At 66.0% G+C, this 18,554-nt stretch carries 16 protein-coding genes; 10 read left to right on the forward strand and 6 right to left on the reverse strand.

The genetic code is table 11. The features are described from left to right. Positions 1-189 precede the first annotated feature (189 nt). Positions 190-1,110, forward strand: a complete 921-nt coding sequence (locus WS51_RS09770) for a LysR family transcriptional regulator (RefSeq protein WP_069229023.1) — start codon at positions 190-192, stop codon at positions 1,108-1,110. A 34-nt stretch (positions 1,111-1,144) separates the two neighbouring features. Here WS51_RS09770 and WS51_RS09775 read toward each other — a convergent pair whose 3' ends face one another. Beyond that, a complete protein-coding gene (locus WS51_RS09775; RefSeq protein WP_059952417.1) occupies positions 1,145-2,476 on the reverse strand; it encodes an MFS transporter in 1,332 nt (443 codons plus the stop codon). A 52-nt stretch (positions 2,477-2,528) separates the two neighbouring features. Then, entirely contained in the window at positions 2,529-3,719 is a 1,191-nt protein-coding gene (locus WS51_RS09780) for a M20 aminoacylase family protein (protein WP_059501560.1), read from the reverse strand. Between the two features lie 262 nt (positions 3,720-3,981). Here WS51_RS09780 and WS51_RS32050 point away from each other — a divergent pair, with 262 nt between their 5' ends. Both WS51_RS32050 and WS51_RS09790 read left to right on the forward strand, forming a co-directional pair. Further along, the gene (locus WS51_RS32050; RefSeq protein WP_155773579.1) at positions 3,982-5,226 is read left to right on the forward strand and encodes a hypothetical protein; all 1,245 of its coding nucleotides are present in this window, start codon (positions 3,982-3,984) and stop codon (positions 5,224-5,226) included. A 291-nt stretch (positions 5,227-5,517) separates the two neighbouring features. Beyond that, positions 5,518-6,096, forward strand: a complete 579-nt coding sequence (locus WS51_RS09790; protein WP_059501554.1) for a peroxidase-related enzyme — start codon at positions 5,518-5,520, stop codon at positions 6,094-6,096. 157 nt (positions 6,097-6,253) lie between these two features. Here the strand turns inward: WS51_RS09790 and WS51_RS09795 are convergent, their stop codons facing one another. Together WS51_RS09795 and WS51_RS09800 are read right to left on the reverse strand one after the other, a co-directional pair. Next, complete coding sequence (locus WS51_RS09795; protein ID WP_059977484.1) at positions 6,254-7,129, reverse strand: SDR family NAD(P)-dependent oxidoreductase; 876 nt, start codon at positions 7,127-7,129, stop codon at positions 6,254-6,256. Between the two features lie 188 nt (positions 7,130-7,317). Further along, on the reverse strand, positions 7,318-7,896 hold the full coding sequence (locus WS51_RS09800) for a TetR/AcrR family transcriptional regulator (RefSeq protein ID WP_059944696.1): 579 nt from the start codon (positions 7,894-7,896) through the stop codon (positions 7,318-7,320). Positions 7,897-8,096: 200 nt separating this feature from the next. Here WS51_RS09800 and zwf point away from each other — a divergent pair, with 200 nt between their 5' ends. After that, complete coding sequence (gene zwf, locus WS51_RS09805) at positions 8,097-9,572, forward strand: glucose-6-phosphate dehydrogenase (RefSeq protein WP_059501548.1); 1,476 nt, start codon at positions 8,097-8,099, stop codon at positions 9,570-9,572. Positions 9,573-9,774: 202 nt separating this feature from the next. Here the strand turns inward: zwf and WS51_RS09810 are convergent, their stop codons facing one another. Then, positions 9,775-10,719, reverse strand: coding sequence for a LysR family transcriptional regulator (locus WS51_RS09810; protein WP_069229025.1), 945 nt, complete (start codon positions 10,717-10,719; stop codon positions 9,775-9,777). A gap of 101 nt (positions 10,720-10,820) precedes the next feature. Here WS51_RS09810 and WS51_RS09815 point away from each other — a divergent pair, with 101 nt between their 5' ends. The 3 genes from WS51_RS09815 (at position 10,821) to WS51_RS09825 (ending at position 14,284) form a co-directional block, all read left to right on the forward strand. Further along, entirely contained in the window at positions 10,821-12,023 is a 1,203-nt protein-coding gene (locus WS51_RS09815; protein WP_059944694.1) for an MFS transporter, read from the forward strand. A 268-nt stretch (positions 12,024-12,291) separates the two neighbouring features. Further along, positions 12,292-13,098, forward strand: coding sequence for a 2,5-didehydrogluconate reductase DkgB (dkgB, locus tag WS51_RS09820; protein WP_069229026.1), 807 nt, complete (start codon positions 12,292-12,294; stop codon positions 13,096-13,098). A gap of 70 nt (positions 13,099-13,168) precedes the next feature. After that, on the forward strand, positions 13,169-14,284 hold the full coding sequence (locus tag WS51_RS09825; protein ID WP_069229180.1) for an alkene reductase: 1,116 nt from the start codon (positions 13,169-13,171) through the stop codon (positions 14,282-14,284). A 159-nt stretch (positions 14,285-14,443) separates the two neighbouring features. Here the strand turns inward: WS51_RS09825 and WS51_RS09830 are convergent, their stop codons facing one another. Further along, entirely contained in the window at positions 14,444-15,109 is a 666-nt protein-coding gene (locus WS51_RS09830; protein WP_069229027.1) for an O-methyltransferase, read from the reverse strand. A gap of 48 nt (positions 15,110-15,157) precedes the next feature. Here WS51_RS09830 and WS51_RS09835 point away from each other — a divergent pair, with 48 nt between their 5' ends. The 3 genes from WS51_RS09835 (at position 15,158) to WS51_RS09845 (ending at position 18,521) form a co-directional block, all read left to right on the forward strand. Then, positions 15,158-15,835: a TetR/AcrR family transcriptional regulator gene (locus tag WS51_RS09835; protein WP_059794717.1), complete on the forward strand. Its 678-nt coding sequence runs from the start codon at positions 15,158-15,160 to the stop codon at positions 15,833-15,835. A 476-nt stretch (positions 15,836-16,311) separates the two neighbouring features. Continuing rightward, positions 16,312-17,700, forward strand: coding sequence for an NCS2 family permease (locus WS51_RS09840; RefSeq protein WP_059448994.1), 1,389 nt, complete (start codon positions 16,312-16,314; stop codon positions 17,698-17,700). Positions 17,701-17,927: 227 nt separating this feature from the next. Continuing rightward, positions 17,928-18,521 carry a hypothetical protein gene (locus WS51_RS09845; protein ID WP_059449098.1) on the forward strand — a complete coding sequence of 198 codons (594 nt, stop codon included), beginning with the start codon at positions 17,928-17,930 and terminating at the stop codon, positions 18,519-18,521. Positions 18,522-18,554 lie beyond the last annotated feature (33 nt).

The raw sequence follows: 18,554 nt of genomic DNA on the forward strand, positions 1-18,554 counted from the left end.
GCGAGCGGAACGAGGAAGCGGCGAAAGCGTTGGAGGCGTGGCACGCGTTTCATGATCGACGGATGGCAGGAAGTGGAACGACCGGCATGGGCCGGACTGCCTGCGATCGTAGTGCGCGCGCATCGCCGCCGGAATGCGCGGCTGTCTTATCATGATCGGTATTTCCGATCACCGGCCTCGCGCTCGACCATGGCGTTTACGCTGTCCCAGCTCCGCATCTTCCAGGCCGTCGTCGAACACGGCAGCCTGCGCGCCGCCGCCCGCGCGCTGGATCTCGCGCAGAGCGGCGTCACGCAGCAATTGCAAAGCCTCGAAGCGACGCTCGGCGCGACGCTGTTCACGCGCACCAATCGCGGGATCGTGCCCACGGCCGTCGGCCAGCGGCTGCTCGCGCGCTCGGGCGCGATCCTCGGCGAATGCGACCAGGTCGAGCACGAGATCCGTCAGTTGAGCGGCGCCTACGAAGGCACGGTCACGCTGGGCCTCGTGACCGAACCGCTGATCGACGCGTTCGCGCCGGTGCTGACCTCATTCCGTGCGCGCTTCCCGAAGGTCGACGTGCACCTGCGCACCGGCACGTCGCGGATGATGATCGGCTGGCTGCGCGAGAACGCGGTGGATTTCGCGATCGCGCTCGTCGCGAAACAGACCGACACGACCGATCTCGCGGTCACGCCGCTGCATGCATCGGCGCCGGTGATCGTGTGCCGCAGTGGCCATCCGCGGCAGCACGCGCAATCGCTTGCCGAGCTGGCCGACTACGCATGGGTGTCGACGCGTTCGCCGAACCTGAGCGCCGATCCGGTCGTCAACCGGCTGCTCGCGTATTTCGACGCGCACGGCCAGCCCGCGCCGACCATCATCGCGACCGTCGAAGGGATGTTCGAAACGCTGCAGCTCGTCACGCAGACGGATTGCCTCGCGCTCGAATCCGAAGCCGTCACGCGACACGGCCCGTTCGCGGGCGCGCTCGCGAAGGTGCGCGTGCGCGAGCAGGCGGAATCGCAGGACGTCTGCCTGCTGCAGCGCGCGGCCGTGCCGTTGACGCCTGCCGCGCAGGAGCTGGCGACGATGCTCGCGTCGTACCTGAGGACCGTGCGCGGGCGGTGATCCCGGCGCGGATCGCCGCCCACGGCGGCGCACGTCAGTCCATCGATTCGCGCGCCGTCTCGCGCAGCATCGCGACCGCAATCAGCGACAGCACCACGCACGCCGCCACGTAGCCGGCCGGCGCGAGCTTGCTGCCCGTCGTCTTCACGAGCCACGTCGCGACCAGCTGCGCGGTGCCGCCGAAAATCGTCACCGCGAGCGCATACGCGATCGAGATGCCCGTCGCCCGCACATGGCGCGGCAGCGATTCGCACATCAGCGCCATTTCGGATGCCGAACCGAGCGAATAGAACAGCAGCATCAGCGCGGTCAGCGGCAGGATCACCGACAGCGTCGGATGATGGTTCATCAGCCAGAATGCCGGGAACAGCAGCAGCACGAGCACGCCGCGCCCGACGAAGATCGGCATGCGCCGGCTGCCGACGCGGTCCGACAGCCATCCGAACAGCGGACACGTCACGAGCATCACGCAACCCGACGCGACGCCGACGAACATCGACAGCTTCATCGGCAACCCGAGCGTATGGATCGCATAGGTCGGCATGTAGAAGGTCAGGATGTAGGTCGAGACCGTGCCGCCCATCACCGTCAGCATCAGCAGCAGCACGGTGCGCGCGTGCTGCGAGAACAGCTCGCGCAGCACGCCGCGCTCGATCCCGTGATGGCTGTCGCCGGGCGCATCGTCGGCGAGCCGGCGGCGCAGATACATGCCGACCGGCGCGATCAGCACGCCCACGAGAAACGGCAGGCGCCAGCCCCAGCCCTCGAGCGCGTCCTTCGTCAGCGTGTTCGACAGCAGCGCCGCGAAGCCCGAGCCCATCAGCGCCGCGCCGCCCTGCGTCGCGAGCTGCCAGCTCGCGCGGAACGCGCGGTGCGACGTGCCGCCCTGCTCGATCAGCGTGGAGGTCGCCGCACCGAATTCGCCGCCCTGCGAGAAGCCCTGCATCAGCCGCGCGCAGACGACAAGCAGCGGCGCGGCCACGCCGACCTGCGCGTAGGTCGGCGCGATCGCGATCAACCCGGTGCCGAGCGCCATCAGCATGATCGTCAGGTTCAGCGCGGCCTTGCGGCCCTTGCGGTCCGCATAGACGCCGAGCACGATGCTGCCGAGCGGCCGCGTGAAGAAGCCGGCGGCGAACGTCGCGACCGACAGCAACAGCGACGTGGTCGGATCGCTCGACGGGAAGAACAGCTTGCCGATCAACACCGCGAAGAAGCCGTAGACGGTGAAATCGAAGAACTCCAGCCAGTTGCCGATCACGGCCGCGGCGATCGCGCCGCGCTTCGTGACGGCCGGCGCGCCGCGCGTCCCGGTTTCGGCGGCTCCCGTCGACGCGGGGTGCAGCGCGAGATGGTCTTTCTGCATCGTTCGTCTCTCCTCTCAATGCGCCGGAAGCGCCGGCCGCGCGCCGTCAGGGTTACTGTCCGAGGTAACGCTCCACGAGACGCGTCCAGAACGCCGCGCCGATCGGCAGATTGCGATCGTTGAAGTCGTACTTCGGGTTGTGCACCATGCAGCCGTCCTCGCCTTCGCCATTGCCGAGGCGCACGAACGAGCCCGGCCGCTGCTGCAGCATGAACGCGAAATCCTCGCTGCCCATCAGCAGATCGGCCTGCTCGACCACATGCGCGTCGCCGACCAGCTCGCGCGCGACCTGCGCGGCGAAATCCGTTTCGGCATCCGTATTGACGACGACCGGATAGCCTTCGATGTACTCGACGTGCGCGGTCGCGCCGTAACTCGCCGCCTGCGACTCGGCGAGCTCGACGATGCGGCGCTTGAGCAGCGCGCGCACGTCGGGGCTGAACGAACGCACGCTGAGTTCGAGGCGCGCGCCGTTCGGGATCACGTTGTTCGCGGTGCCCGCATGCATCGAGCCGACCGTGACGACCGCCGGCTGCGACGGGTCGACGTTGCGCGCGACGATCGTCTGCAGCGCCATCACGATGCTCGCCGCGACGACCACCGGGTCGACCGTCAGGTGCGGCCGCGCCGCATGGCCGCCGACGCCCTCGATCGAGATGATCGCCTTGTCGCCGGCCGACATGAACGGGCCGCGCCGCGTGAGGAACACGCCCGGCGCCGCGCCCGGATGGTTGTGCATGCCGAACACCGCGTCGCACGGAAAGCGCTCGAACAGGCCGTCGTCGATCATCTTCTTCGCGCCGCTATCGACGCCGTGCTCCTCCGCCGGCTGGAAATACAGATGCACGGTGCCGGAGAAGTTGCGCGTCTTCGCGAGGTGTTGCGCGGCGCCGAGCAGCATCGTCGTGTGGCCGTCGTGGCCGCATGCGTGCATCTTGCCGGGCGTGCCGCTCGCGTACGGAAGGCCCGTCGCCTCGACGATCGGCAGCGCGTCCATGTCCGCGCGGATGCCGATGCTGCGCGTGCCGTCGCCGACCCGCAGCGTGCCGACGACGCCCGTCTTGCCGACCCCGCGCGTCACTTGCCATCCCCATTGTTCGAGCTTGTCGGCGACGAGCGCGGCCGTGTCGTGCTCCTCGTATGCGAGCTCCGGGTGATGGTGAATGTGATGGCGAATCTCGCGCAGCCCGCCGGCGGCGGGCATCAGATCCTCGATTTCGGTGAATCGGACGTCGGTGGTCATCAAGCGGCTCCTGCTGATCGTCAGCGTGTCAGCCGCACGCGAACGGTTGCGTGCGGGAAAGCGAGCCACTATAGCGAGCCGATATCGGTTCAATAAGATGCGGAATTTTTCACCGCGATAAGGTTTGTTAATCAGGGTTTATACCAGTGCAAGTGTGATCCTATGCTCGCAACGTCCGCAGACAGACTTGCTCCATCGGCTAAAAACACATGCCATCGACACGTCAAGATTATCCAGCCCCGGCCGTTATTTGCCGATGTACATGAATCATGTGGCTCCAAGGCAACTTGGTGCCATTTTCCGCAACGGTCATAAAACACCCAATCATTTCAACATGGAAACCAGCGAAATCGGGAAAATTATTGGCAATACGGCAATTTTCCTCAAACGGCTCTACATAACGTACAGATGGTCCACCACCCTCTCGAGAGAAAGACTATCCAAAGCACCAAACCGCAATCATTTGACGTGGTGGACATACGCTCTTGCTACGTCGGCATTGACAACAGCAGCCACAATCTGGGGGACCATCGCGGCATTTCGCGTGAATTTCCTGTCAATATACGCCCCTCATACTTACGGAACAGTCGGCGCGGTATACGACATAAATCAGATCAACCACAAAGTCTGGCAAGAACTAGAAACGCTCTCGATCGGCGATGAAAGCCTCATATTTGTCACTTCAACATTGATCTGTTTTTGCGCAATTCGCTTATTCGCAAAACTTGTTCGCCCATCCAAACGAACGGCCAACACGGAGACTCAAATCACCTTCATAATATCGAGCGTCATTATAAAATTTTCCACAATCTGGATTGCCCTATCCTTGATAGCAATGGCGCTACGTCCTTTGCTCGAGATACAATTCAGGAAATATGAATCCGCAATATATTTCTCATTTATTGCCTCAACGGCCACCATCACACTCGCCAGCAGCATATTCGAAAGAAATCGCATTCTAAAATTAAAGAAATCCAATACCTTCCTCACAGTGGCCAGCATAGTTTGCGCGATGACATCCATTGCTGCTGAAAGTGCCTTGGCCAGCGCTATTTCGGCAAATAACGAGCCGAGCTTCGAAATTGTCGTAACACAAAAATGCGATCACGAAGCATGCATCGCTTTAATACATTCGAACAATATCGACAATCAAATCGTTACGTCAAAGCTTCGACTCCAAGTCAGCTTGGCTGCACTGGACGGAAAAGCCTCAGAAAATATGACGGGATTTATTGACATCGAGCTTTCTCCAAGCACATCTACCCCCGGCACTCTTGTGTTGAATACAAAAACGGAGCAAATCGCCTTCGTTCGAAGCATTAGTTTCGTCTGTCCGCTTAATTCTGAATCGATGAAATTACATTTCGCGTCTGAATTAAAAGGAAACGGCCTCTTGCATGTTTTACAATCTCGTGACGCGGACGCAATGGCCTTGGCAAATTTTGAGGTAAAGGGAAATCGAAATTCCTTGCTACGGTTGGCAAAGCCGGCGTGCACGAAGTTCTGAACGCGACGAAAATCCCGATACGTCTCAAAGATCGGACGAAGCGGGACACGCCTCGCAACTTGGAGGAGCATTCATGGGCTCACATAGTCATGCCGTTCATCCTGCGCTGCATTACGCTCTTCGGCGTCGGCAGCGTCATCCCACTTGGCGAGGAGCTGATGAACAATCCGATTCGCGGCCACATCATCGTCGACGTCAACGCATGACGCCACTGGCAACAAGCAATGTTTCTTTTTCACGCCGGCGGCCCGTGCGTCGAGACCACCCGCGCCATTTCATCCAGGAAACCTCATGAACGCTGCAGACACCACGCCGGTCAGCCGCTTCCCCGTACCGGCACTCGACGACCTGCCCGACGACATTCGCGAGAGGATCGCGGCCGTCCAGGAAAAATCGGGCTTCATCCCGAACGTATTCCTCACGCTCGCGCATCGCCCGGACGAGTTCCGCGCGTTCATGGCATACCACGACGCGCTGATGGACAAGCCGGGCAACCTCACCAAGGCCGAACGCGAAATGATCGTCGTGGCCACCAGCAGCGTGAACCAGTGCCAGTATTGCGTGATCGCGCACGGCGCGATCCTGCGCATTCGCGCGAAGGATCCGCTGATCGCCGACCAGGTCGCGACCAACTATCGCAAGGCCGACATCACCGCTCGGCAGAAGGCGATGCTCGACTTCGCGATGAAGGTGTCGCAGACCGCGCATCTGATAGGCGAAGCGGACTTCGACATGCTGAAATCGCACGGCTTCACCGACGAAGACGCGTGGGACATCGCGGCGATCGCGGCGTTCTTCGGGATGTCGAATCGCATCGCGAACGTGACGAACATGCGCCCCAACGCGGAGTTCTACGCGCTGGGGCGTTGAATGAAGGCCGCAGGCGACGGCGACCGTTGTCGGCGACCGGGCGTGCATGCGCCTGGTCTTTCCTCGATCGCCGGACTTCGGCATCGGCGTTCGCGCCGGCGACCGTTGAACCGCATCAGAACCGCACGAGCCAACCAACGAAGCCCCGGCTCGCGGCTTACCCGACCTTCTTCAACGCCTGCAGCCCGTCCGGCAGCTTCGCGTCCGGGAACATCGTCGACAGCGTCGTGTCGCGCCACCGCGCCGCCTCGTCCGCACGCTGCGCTTCCGCCTGCTCGCACACGAGCAGCGCATCGCCGCCGAGCAGCAGGCGCATCGGCACGTCGTCGCGACGCGACAGCTCGACGATCAGCGCCGCGATCCGCGCCGGATCGCCGACCTCGTGGCCGCCGTACGCGCCGAGCAATTCGAGCATCTTCCCGACCGACGGCTGATAGTCGGGCAGCAGGCCGTCCACGTCGCGCTTCGCCTGCGCTGCCCATTCGGTGCGCATCCCGCCCGGCTCCAGCGTGCAGACGCGTACGCCGAACGGCGCGACTTCCTTCGACAGCACGTCGCTGAATCCGCCGACCGCCCACTTCGCGGCCTGATACGCGGACAGGCCGGGCGTCGCCGTGCGCCCGCCGACCGACGACACCTGGAAGATGTGGCCCGCGCGCTGCGCCCGCATCGTCGGCAGCACCGCGCGCGTCAGGTTGACCACGCCGAACAGGTTCGTTTCGATCTGGTCGCGAAAGGCGTCTGCGTCCATCTGCTCGAACGGCGCCGTATGGCCGTAGCCCGCGTTGTTCACCAGCACGTCGATGCGGCCGAACGCATCGCGGGCAGCCGCCACCGCATGCGCGGCTGCCGCCGCATCGGTCACGTCGAGTTCCACCGGCAGCAGCCGGTCGCCGTATCGTGCTTCCAGATCCGCGAGCCGCGCGGGATCGCGTGCACCGGCCACCAGACGATCGCCCGCCGCCAGCACCGCTTCCGCGATCGCGCGCCCCAGGCCGCGCGCGGCCCCTGTCACCAGCCAGACTTTCGACATTTTCCACTCCTCGACAAGGTTGAAACCACAAAATGAATGATTACTCACTCATTAATATGAGCGCTGACACGATTGATTTCGTCGTGCCTCGCCCTGCCTGAAACCGCCTGCGGCCGCGGCGGATGTGCCGGAATGGAGCGTTCCGCGATCACCCACCTACCGTTCGGCCCGCCCGGCAGGCCGTCAACTCATACCGCGTGCAACACCGCCCACAGCGCGCGAAACCCCGCTTCCCGGTACGCATCGGCCAGCGCGGGATCGCGCGCAATCGACTCCATCGCAGTCTCCGCGATCGACGTAAACAACGCTGCCGAGAACGCATGCGCGTCGTCGGCCTTCAGCTCGCCCTTCGCGGCAACCTGCGCGCGCAGCAGCGAGCTGATCGCGCCGAATCCTTCGGCCCCGGCCGCGCGATGCGCGTCGTCGATGCGTCCGCTCACGCCGAGTTGCCGCAGCGCGCGGCGCCCGTCGGGATTCGCGACGCCCCACGACACGTAGCCGTTCCATGCATGCCGCATCGCCTGTTCGGCCGGCGCGTGCTCCGGAAACCCGGTCATCATCGCCTCGCGCATCCCGGCCTTCAGGCTCAGGTACAGCGCATTGAGCAGCGCATCCTTCGTCTCGAAATAGGTGAACACCGTGCCTTCCGCAACGCCGGCGAGCCGCGCGATGCGCGCGGTGGTCGCGCTCGCGCCGTCCTCCGCGAGCGCGCGGGCGGCGGCGGCGAGGATGGCATCGTGCTTGTCGGGACTGCGCGGTCGGGCCACGTTCGCTTCCTTTAATGAGTGATCGCTCAATCATAATCTCGACATGCATGCGCTGCAAGCGCTGTTACAACGTGCGAACCCATACACGATCGATCAAAAGCGTGCACTATTAGCGTTTTCACGTACTGGCGCGCCAATGCACCGGCGCCCGGCGCTTCGCCGTTCGTTCCACGCTCACACCGCTAGACCGCGATCCACTCATGACGAATAAGCCCAACCAGACCGAAGCCGACCAGCCCGTCGACATGATCATCTTCGGCGGCGGCGGCGACCTGGCCGCCCGCAAGCTGTTGCCCGCGCTGTACATGGCGCACCTGCACTGCAACCTGCCGCCGGACACGCGCATCATCGCGGTCGGCCGGCGCGACTGGGGCATCGACGGCTATCGCAAGTTCATGGACGAGCAATCGCGCCCGTTCATCGACGACAAGGCGTTCGACGCCGACGCGTGGGGCCGTTTCCTCGACCTGTTCAAGTACGTGCTGATCGACGTGAACACGCCGGAAGACTACGCGCGCCTCGCCGAAGCGGCGCGCGGCGAGGCGATCCGCGTGTTCTACCTGTCGACGTCGCCGGAGCTGTTCACGACGATCTGCGACAACCTGTCGGCCGCGCACCTCGTCGATGCGCGCTCGCGCGTCGTCCTCGAAAAGCCGCTCGGCCACGATCTCGCGTCGGCGCAGGCGATCAACGATGCGGTCGGCAAGCATTTCGCGGAATCGCAGATCTACCGGATCGACCATTACCTCGGCAAGGAAACCGTGCAGAACCTGATGGTGCTGCGCTTCGGCAATCCGATCTTCGGGCCGCTGTGGCAGGCGCCGAGCATCCGCAGCGTGCAGATCACGGTGGCGGAGACGGTCGGCGTGGGCAGCCGCGCGGGCTTCTACGACCATACCGGCGCGCTGCGCGACATGGTGCAGAACCACCTGCTGCAACTGCTGTGCATCGTCGCGATGGAGCCGCCCGTGTCGCTCGACCCGGACGCGGTGCGCGACGAGAAGCTGAAGGTGCTGCGCTCGCTGCGGCCGATGGCGCTGTCGGACGTCGCGCGCGACACGGTGCGCGGGCAATACACGGCTGGCGCGGTCGACGGCCAGCCGGTCAAGGGCTATCTCGAGGAAGACAACGTGCCGGCGGACAGCCACGCGGAAACCTTCGTCGCCCTGCGCGCGTACATCAACAACTGGCGCTGGGCGAACGTGCCGTTCTTCCTGCGTACCGGCAAGCGGCTGCAGCGCCGCCAGTCGGAAATCGTGATCGAGTTCGCCGACATGCCGTTCTCGATCATCCCGAGCGGCCCGCGCCACTACAGCAACCGCCTCGTGATCCAGCTCCAGCCGGAGGAGTCGATCCAGTTGCAGATGCTCGCGAAGGAGCCGGGCAGCGGCATGAAGATGGTGCCCGTGAGCCTGAACCTCGACCTGCAGCAGGCGATTCCGGAGCGGCGCGCGGAGGCGTACGAGCGGCTGCTAATCGACGTGATCCGCGGGCGGCTCACGCACTTCATGCGCCGCGACGAGCTCGAGGCCGCGTGGTCGTGGGTCGAACCGATCCTCGACGGCTGGCAGCAGCTCGGCGATCGCCCGCGTCTCTACACCGCGGGCACGTTCGGGCCGGCGGCATCGTCGGCGCTGCTGGCGCGCGACAACATGTCGTGGTCCGAGGAAGCATAAGCACTGCACGACGGCGTGCCCGCGGCGCAGGCGCCGTGCGGCACGTCGGCTCGCGCCGGCGCGCATAGCCGGCCTCCAGTAGGCCGTAGCGGCCCGAAATCGGCCGCCCGCTGGCGGTCGCCCAACGGCGGTCCCCCGAAGGCGGTTCCCCGAAGGCGGTCCCCCGAAACCGGTCGCCCGCGCCCCGTTCAGTGCGCCGCCGTTACAGCGACCCGACCCACGCGGCCTTGCGCCGCGCCGGCGCATCGCCGCTGCTTCTCCCGCCGCCCAGCACCTCGATCATGTAATCGACGAATGACGCGATCCGCGACGAGATCGCGGTGTTCCGGTAATACACCGCGTTGATCGGCTGTTCGACCTCAAGCGTCTGGCGCGCGAGCACCTGCACGAGCCGGCCGGCCTCGCGATCCTGCGCGGTCATGAAATCCGACAGGCACACCACGCCGGCCCCCTCCAGCGCGAGCTGCCGCAGCGTCTCGCCGCTCGACGACCAGATATCGGGCTCGACGCGGGTCGGCTCGCCGTCCGCGCCGAGGATCGGCCACACGTTCAGCGATTCCGGCTGCGTGAAGCCGAGCAGCGTGTGCTTGCCGAGGTCCTCCACCTTGCGCGGCTGGCCGTGCGCTTCGATGTACGCGGGGCTCGCGAGGATACGCAGCCGGCTGTTGCCGATCCGCCGGCTGTGCAGCGTCGAATCCTTCAGGCGGCCGATTCGGATCGCAACGTCGGTGCGCCGCTCGAGCAGGTCGATGATTCCTTCGTTGCTGTTCAGCTCCAGTTCGACCTTCGGGAAACGTTCCCGGTAGCCGCGCACGAGCGGCACGATCACGTGCAGCATGAACGGCGTCGCGGCATCGACGCGCAGCCGCCCCGACGGCATCTCGCGCCGCGCGAGCATCTGCTCCTCGGCGTTCTCGACCGATTCGATGATGGCGCGCGCATCCTGCAGGAACGCGCGCCCCTCCTCGGTCAGTTCGAGCCGGCGCGTGGTCCGGCGCAGCAGCGTCGTCTTCAGCTTCTGCTCGAGCCGCCCGAGCGTGCGGCTCGCCGCCGACACGGTGACGTCGAGCTGCTGCGCGGCGGCGGTGATCGAACCGGTGTCGACCACGGCGGCAAAGGCCTGGAGTTCGTCGAGGGTGATTTTCATTGTTGATCTGAAATCAAAACAATTTGGTTTATAGACGAGTTTTTCCGCAAAAGTAAAGGCGGCACACTGCGGTCCATTCTTACTGGAACCTGGATCCCGCCATGCCACTCGCCCTGCTGGCGCTGACCATCAGCGCCTTCGCCATCGGCACGACCGAATTCGTGATCGTCGGGCTGATCCCGACGATCGGCGCCGATCTCGGCGTCAGCCTGCCGTCGGCCGGCCTGCTCGTCAGCCTCTACGCGCTGAGCGTCGCGATCGGCGCACCGCTGCTCACCGCGCTCACCGGCCGCGTGCCGCGCAAGACGCTGCTCGCCGCGCTGATGGCGCTGTTCACCATCGGCAACCTCGTCGCCTGGCAAGCGCCCGGCTATGAATCGCTGATCGTCGCGCGCGTGCTCACCGGCCTCGCGCACGGCGTGTTCTTCTCGGTCGGCTCGATCATCGCGACCACGCTCGTGCCGAAGGACAAGGCCGCCAGCGCAATCGCGACGATGTTCAGCGGCATGACCGTCGCGTTCGTCGCCGGCATTCCGCTCGGCACCTTCATCGGCCAGCACTTCGGCTGGCGCGCGACGTTCCTGATCGTCGCACTGTTCGGCGTCGTCGCGTTCGTCGGCGCGGTGGCCTTCGTGCCGCGCGGCCTCCCGCGCACGCCGCCGGCGCCGCTCGCCCGTCAGTTCCGCGTGCTGGCCCAGCCGCGGCTGCTGCTCGTCTATGCGATGACGGCGGTCGGCTACGGCGGCTCGCTGATCGCATTCACCTACATGGCCCCGCTGCTCGAACGGATCGCCGGCTTCACGCCGTCGCAGGTCAGTCTCGTGCTCGTCGGCTACGGCGTGTCGGTCGCGTTCGGCAACGTGTGGGGCGGCAAGCTCGCCGACCGCGTCGGCCCGGTCAAGGCGCTCAAGCAGATCTTCCTGCTGCTCGCGATCGTGCTGTTCGCACTGACCTTCACGGTGCACGCGAAGTGGCTCGCGGTGCTGACGATGCTCGCGTGGGGCGCCGTCGCATTCGGCAACGTGCCGGGCCTGCAGGTGTACGTCGTCAAGCAGGCGCGCCACTTCGCGCCGGACGCCACCGACGTCGCATCGGGCTTCAACATCGCCGCGTTCAACCTCGGCGTCGCCGGCGGCTCGTCGCTCGGCGGGCTGATCGTCGCGAACGTCGGCCTCGGCCATACGCCGTGGATCGCCGCCGTCGTCACACTCGGGGCGTTCGCGCTGACCGCGCTGAGCGGCCGCCTCGACCGCGGCCAGGGCCTGCCCGAACGCACGGCCGAACCCGTCGAACTCGCGCATTGAAGATCGCCCATGCGTGAAAGCGGCCCGGCGCGGGGCGTTCGACCGCAAGACGCTCGATGTACGTAGCGACGGCTTCATCTCGCGTTGCGCGCTACACGAGAACGGCCCGCGCATGCGCGCCCCGCGATGGCAGGACGCACGCGCCGGAGCAAGCTCGCGCCGACCTTTGATTTCAAATCAAATATTTTTGACCTCTGAAGGCGTTTATCTCACCAGTCCCGAGCGCCAGAATGGTCCATGACGCAACTGCCTCTTTCAGGAATACACGATGAACAACATTCCCGCATTCGGCCTCGGCACCTTCCGCCTGCAAGGCCAGGTCGTCATCGACTCGGTCCGCAACGGCCTCGAACTCGGCTACCGCGCGATCGACACAGCGCAGATCTACGGCAACGAAGCCGAAATCGGCGAAGCGATCGCCGCATCGCGCGTGCGCCGGGAGGACCTGTTCCTCACGACGAAGATCTGGGTCGACAACTACGCGCCGGCCAAGCTGGCCGCGAGCCTCGAGGAAAGCCTGCGCAAGCTGCGCACGGACTACGTCGACCTGACGCTGATCCACTGGCCGGCTCCGGACAACGGCGTGTCGATCGACGCGTTCATGACCGCGCTCGCCGACGCGAAGGCGAAGGGCCTCACGCGCCAGATCGGCATCTCGAACTTCAACATCGAACTGACGAAGGAAGCGATCGCGGTGGTCGGCAAGGATGCGATCGCGACGAACCAGATCGAACTGAGCCCGTATCTGCAGAACCACAAGCTGGTCGAGTTCCTGAACGGCGAAGGCATCCACGTGACGTCGTACATGACGCTCGCATACGGCAAGGTGCTCGGCGACCCGGTGATCGGCGCGATCGCGCAACGTCACGATGCGACGCCCGCGCAGGTCGCGCTGGCCTGGGCGCTGCAGCTCGGCTACTCGGTGATTCCGTCGTCGACGAAGCGCGAAAACCTCGCGAGCAACCTGCTCGCGCGGACGCTGCGCCTGACCGACGAAGACATGGCGCAGATCGCCGCGCTCGAGCGCAACGGCCGCGAAGTCGACCCGGCCGGCCTCGCGCCGAAGTGGGACTAAGCGCCGGTTGCGCGACACCTCGATCGACTCATCCGCGGCCAGCCGGCCGCGGCACCGAAAGGAACCCGTGATGAACCATGACCCGCTTTTCCAGCCGCTGCAATTCGGCACACTGACGCTGCCGAACCGAATCGTGATGCCGCCGATGACGCGTTCGCGCGCCAGCCAGCCCGGCGACGAAGCCAATGAACTGATGGCCGCGTATTACGCGCAGCGCGCAAGTGCCGGCCTGATCGTCAGCGAAGGCACGTACATCGCGCCGCTCGGCAAGGGCTACGCATGGACGCCCGGCATCCACACGCCGTCGCAGATCGCCGGCTGGCGCAAGGTGACCGACGCCGTCCACGCCGCGCACGGCCGCATCTTCGCGCAGCTCTGGCACGTCGGCCGGCTGAGCCACACGAGCCTGCTCGGCGGCCGGCAACCGGTGTCGTCGTCGCCGCTGCAGGCGAGGGGCGTGAACGTGTTCATCGCCGGCGAAGACGGCAGCACGCCGGGTTTCGTGCAGGCCTCGGAGCCGCGCGCGTTATCCGTCGACGAAATCCGCGAGACCGTCGATCAATACCGCGCCGCCGCGCGCAACGCGATCGAAGCCGGCTTCGACGGCGTCGAGCTGCACGGCGCGAACGGTTATCTCGTGAACCAGTTCATCGACTCGAACGCGAACACGCGCACCGACGCGTACGGCGGCTCGCTCGAGAACCGGCTGCGCTTCCTGCGCGAAGTCACGCAGGCGCTGATCGAAGGCACCGGCGACGCGTCGCGCGTCGGCATCCGGCTCGCACCGCTGACCACGCTGAACGGCTGCGTCGACGACGATCCCGAGACGACCTACCTCGCCGCCGCGAAGCTGCTCGGCGAACTTGGTGTCGGCTACCTGCACATCGCGGAAGCCGACTGGGACGACGCGCCGCTGATGCCGGTCGAATTCAAGCAGCAGCTGCGTGCCGCGTTCCCGGGCGTGATGATCTACGCCGGCGCGTACACGGCCGAGCGCGCGCGCGACGCGATCGCCGCAGGCTGGGCCGACCTCATCGCGTTCGGCCGGCCGTTCGTCGCGAATCCCGACCTGCCCGAGCGCCTGCGCACCGGCGCCGCGCTCGCGCCGCACGACCGCAACACGCTGTTCGGCGGCGGCGCACGCGGCCTCATCGACTATCCGACGCTTGCGCAAGCCGCGGCGTGACGTCCCGAGGCCGGGCAAGACGAGCATTGCGCCCGTGTCGCGTTCCGGTGTCGGCACCGCGCCGTCAGGCGTCCGTATCGGCACATGCCGGACGCCAGCGCCGGCAATGCCCGCGCATCGACCGCGGCGCGATGCTCGGGCCGCCGGCACGCTTCGCGTTCAGCGGATCCGCATCGACAGCTCGACATCGCCGCCGAACGGCACCGACAGGTAGCCGTTGCGCGGCGCGCGGACGTAATCGAGGTAGTCCGGGCTGTATTCCGCGTTGTCGGCAACGACGAACGCGCCGGGCCGCAACCGCGGCTCGACCCGCGCGAGGATCTCGGGATACAGCGCCTTCGCGCCGTCGAGCAGCAGGAGATCGACCGTGTCCGGCAGATCGCTTGCCAACGTGCGCAACGCATCGCCTTCACGAATCTCCATCAGATCGGCCAGCCCGGCCGCCGTCAGGTTCGCGCGCGCCCGAGCGACCTTCGACGCCTCGAACTCGCTCGTGATCACCCGGCCACCGCCGTTGTCGCGCAGCGCGGCCGCGAGGTGCAGCGTCGAGATGCCGAACGACGTCCCGAACTCGACGATCGCGCGTGCGCCGCAGCCGCGCGCGAGCATGTACAGCAGCGTGCCCGTCTCGCGCGACACCGCGAGCGGATAATCTTTCAGGCGTGCATAGAAATCGGCGTAATCGGTCTTGCTGCCCATCAGCCGCGCGTGCTCGTCGTGCGACAGGTCGGCGAAGTCCGGGCTCGACGCGGGCGACGATGCGTCGGCTTCGTCGAACAGGCGCGCGAGCAGCGACGCCAGCGGGTCGTGAATCAGGGTGGTCATGCGAATCTCCGGTGTCAGGTTGAGTGCGTCAGAGCGCCCGACTAGAATATGACGAACCATTCACGTTTTACTATTCGCATTGGCAGACCCGTCATGACCGACCGCCGCAACGCCCCGATCGCCTCGCGCAGACTGCCTCGGCAAGCCCGCTCGACCCGGCTCGTCGACGACGTGCTCGAGGCCGCTATTCAGGTTCTGGCGACCGAAGGCGCGCAGCGCTTCACGATGGCGCGCGTCGCCGAGCGCGCCGGCGTGAGCGTCGGTTCGCTGTATCAGTACTTCCCGAACAAGGCGGCCGTGCTGTTCCGGCTGCAGCACGACGAGTGGCGGCAGACGTCCGCGATGCTGCGCGGGATGCTGGAAGATCCGGGCAAGACGCCGCCCGAGCGGCTGCGCGCGGCCGTCCACGCGTTCATCCGCTCGGAATGCGACGAGGCGCGGATGCGCATCGCGCTCGACGACGCCGCGCCGCTCTATCGCGATACACCCGAGGCACAGGAAGTGAAGGCGGCCGGCAACCGCATCTTCAGCGCATTCATGCGCGACGCGCTGCCCGACGTGCCGGATGCCACGCGCGCGCTCGCGTGCGAGCTGGTCACGAGCACGCTCATGCATGCCGGCAAGGCGTTTTCGGAAACCGAACGCACGGCGGCGGAAATCGACGCGTATTCGGCCGCGATGGCCGACATGTTCTGCGCGTATCTCGCGCAGCTCGCACACCGCTGATGCCGCGACGGCGACGGCGACGACGCACGGCTGCGCGGCGGCGTTCATGCGCCTGCGCCGCCTTGCTGAAAGACATTCGTAATACCCGATGCGGCACCCGCTGCCGCCCGGCCCGCCGATCCTGCGTTCAAATAATCGCCTTAACGGATTCGAACTAGGCGTATACACGCGTTCCGCGACGACGAAGCCCCGTTGCACGCCGATATAAGCGCTGCGACATGCGCTGCATGCTCTTCCTCCAATGGGACGTGATGAGCCGTTCGCCTAACCTTCGCTACGGCAAAGCACACGTGACGGGGTCGACCGCACCACGCGTCGTACGACGCGACACTCGCGCGCCCTTCGACACGCGGACGACCACACGAATCGCGCGCGATGCGTCCCCACGACGCTGCCGATAATTTCAACCAGATACGAGACACCCTGACGACGGCCTGCCACAGGCCGTTTCAGCATGCTGATAAAGGAGCAAGCTCATGAGTGATACCCCGGTGCAGCCGACGGTCGGCGTCGGCGCGGAAGAAACGGACTTCGGCACCAAGGGAGTCATCGACCGGTACTTCGGCATTTCGTCGCGCGGCAGCACGCAGCGTCGCGAAATCGTCGCGGGCGTGACCACTTTCCTCGCGATGGTCTATTCCGTGTTCGTCGTGCCCGGCATGTTCGGCAAGGCCGGCTTCGACACGAGCGCGGTATTCGTCGCGGTCTGTCTCACCACCGCGTTCGGCTCGCTGCTGATGGGCCTGTGGGCGAAGCTGCCGATCGCGATCGGCTGCGCGATCTCGCTGACCGCGTTCACCGCGTTCGGCCTCGTGCTCGGCAAGGGTCTGCATCCGAGCGTCGCGCTCGGCGCCGTATTCCTGATGGGCCTCGTGTTCACGGGCATCTCGGTCACCGGCGTGCGTTCGTGGATCCTGCGCAATCTGCCCGCGGGCGTCGCGCACGGCACCGGGATCGGCATCGGCCTGTTCCTGCTGCTGATCGCGTCGAACGACGTCGGCCTGGTGATCAAGAATCCAGGCGCCGGCCTGCCGGTCTCGCTCGGCCAGATCACCGCGTTCCCGGTGATCATGTCGGTCGTCGGCCTCGCGGCGATCTTCGGGCTCGAGAAGCGTCGCGTGCCCGGCGGCATCCTGCTCGTCGTGGTCGCGATCTCGCTGATCGGCCTCGCGTTCGATCCGGCGGTGAAGTATCGCGGCATCTTCGCGCTGCCGTCGCTGAGCGCACCGGGCCACGCATCGCTGATCGGCGCGATGGACATCAAGGGCGCGCTGTCGATGGCCGTGCTGCCGAGCGTGCTCGCGCTCGTGATGACCGCCGTGTTCGACGCGACCGGCACGATCCGCGCGGTCGCAGGCCAGGCGGGCCAGCTCGATGAAAACGGCCGCATCATCAACGGCGGCCGCGCACTGACCGCCGATTCGGTCAGCTCGATCTTCTCCGGCTTCCTCGGCGGCGCGCCGGCGGCGGCCTACATCGAATCGAGCGTCGGCGTGGCGGCCGGTGCGAAGACGGGCCTCGCGGCGGCGGTGGTCGGCGTGCTGTTCCTGGTCGTGATGTTCTTCTCGCCGCTCGCGGGCCTCGTGCCGTCGTACGCAACGGCCCCCGCGCTGATGTACGTCGGCCTGCTGATGCTCGGCAGCGTGAGCAAGCTGCACATGGACGACATGGTCGATGCGATGTCGGGCCTCGTGTGCGCGGTGTTCATCGTGCTGACCGCGAACATCGTGACCGGCATCATGCTCGGCTTCTCGACGCTCGTGATCGGCCGCATCGCCAGCGGCGAATTCCGCAAGCTCAACGTCGGCACCGTGCTCATCGCCGCCGTGCTCGTCACGTTCTATCTCGGCGGCTGGGCGATCTGACCGCGGATCATGCGCGACGTCGCCGGCAGAAGGGCGGCGCGCATCGGGACGACATCCGTCTCCTCCACCATCGTCGTCGATGGCTTCCCGGCCTGGAAACGCATGTTTCCGGGCCTTTTTTGTCGGTGCTGGCGGCGTTGCGGCGCGCACGCACGCGCGATGGCCGGCGCGGCGCATCGCTGTTGCGCATGCAGTGCTACGATCGTGCTTTGTCCTCCGGAGCGCGCATGAATCCGTTCGGCATCGTCTCTGAATCAGACACGCGGACCGCGGCGCACAAGCCGCCGTTCATCCCGTCATTCGGCTTCGTCGAAGTTCATGAGTCGCAGCCGATCGATGCGCCGCCGTCGCGCATCATCGACGCCGTGGCCGCGCTCGACATGCGCGCCGATCCGGTCATCGACGCGCTGCTCACCATGCGTGAAGCACCGGCGGCCATCGCACGCGTGCTGGGCAATCGCGAAGCCGAAGGCGCGCGCGAACGCTTCGGCTTCCATACGTTCACGCTGCTGCATCGCGACGACACGTCGCTGTCGCTCGGCCTCATCGGACGCTTCTGGCGCCCGACGCCCGACGTGCGGACGATCGCCGACGCCGCGGCCTTCGTCCGGCACGACGATCCGCGCGACGCGAAACTGGTGCTGCGCTTCGAGGTCGTCGGACTGTCGTCGGGCACGCGGCTGCTGCGCACCGAAACCTTCGTGCACTGTCCCGACACGCGCACGCGGCTGCTGTTTCTGCCGTACTGGCTCGCGATCCGGCTCGCGAGCGGCTGGATCCGCCGCCGCACGCTCGCGGCCGTCGAACTGGCGCTTGCCTGACACGCCCGGCGCATTGCGATGCGGTACGTCGTA

It is taken from the genome of Burkholderia territorii (genome assembly GCF_001718335.1).
GTDB classification, from domain to species: domain Bacteria; phylum Pseudomonadota; class Gammaproteobacteria; order Burkholderiales; family Burkholderiaceae; genus Burkholderia; species Burkholderia territorii.